At 46.5% G+C, this 971-nt stretch carries 2 protein-coding genes; both read left to right on the top strand.

Annotated elements, in window-relative coordinates:
• The coding region (locus ACWHAR_RS23855; RefSeq protein ID WP_452088038.1) for a hypothetical protein at positions 1-94 on the top strand (94 nt) is incomplete at its 5' end.
• 5 nt (positions 95-99) lie between these two features.
• On the top strand, positions 100-971 hold an 872-nt coding region (locus ACWHAR_RS23850), incomplete at its 3' end, for a cellulose biosynthesis cyclic di-GMP-binding regulatory protein BcsB (RefSeq protein ID WP_452088037.1).

Genomic DNA, 971 nt, shown 5'->3' with positions numbered 1-971 from the left:
CTACTCTTTATTCGTAGAAATCAAGCACCGTTTATTCAAGCAAGAGGTCAAATGGTACAAGACAGAACGATACAATCAACATAAAAGCGGGTGACCTTTTTGAAACAAATAATGATTTTTCTCACAAGCTTCTTGCTGCTGGCGATGACTGGACAAACGGCTCTTGCCAAAGACGTACAGGTCAGTGGTTCGCTCCTCGGGAAAAGCAGCCAAGAACAAGCCAAACAGCAGGTGCTTACAAGCGAGCTGATTACACTGTATGGATCAAAAGACAGCGCAGAGCTGACGTATCAGATCCCGGCAGGCGCCTCTTCGGGCAATCAGCAATTGGTAATCGAATACGAGGCATCAAATCTTTTAATTTCTCCATCATCGTTAACGGCTGTCATTGATGATGAACCGGTCAAGACGTTAAAGCTTGATGGTGATTCCAAACGGAAAACAGTGAAGCTGAATCTGAATAAAAGCCAGTCTGCGCAAGGCTATCACAACGTATCGCTGAAATTCTACGGCGTAATGAAAGAGGGCGTGTGCGTCAGACAGGATACATCAGGCAACTGGATCAAAATTTATCCGGACAGCCGGCTGACACTTGCTGACAGCAGTGAAGCGAAGGGAACGTCGCTGGACCATTATCCGTATCCTTTCGCCCAATCTGGAAATACAGCGGAAGAAACAGCTATCGTCATTCCGGATAACCCAAGTTCAGCAGAAATAGATGCTGCTGTTAAAACAGAAGGCTATTTGAAAACGGTGGACAGCAGTGTCAGTATTGCGTATGTCACGGAATCTGAACTGAAAAAAATCGATAAGCCGACGATTGTTATCGGCGTGGACAAACATTGGAACGGCAAAGTGAAAAAACTGTTGAAACAAGCTGGGCTACAGGCAAAAGGAGAAAACCTTCTGCTTGCGGAGCGGGTGCTGAAAGCAGAGGGCAAACAGCAGCCGGTTCTGTTTGCGCAAGCGGC

The organism is Bacillus sp. LR--39 (genome assembly GCF_053613335.1).
This window is presented reverse-complemented; position numbering and strand designations above follow the sequence as displayed.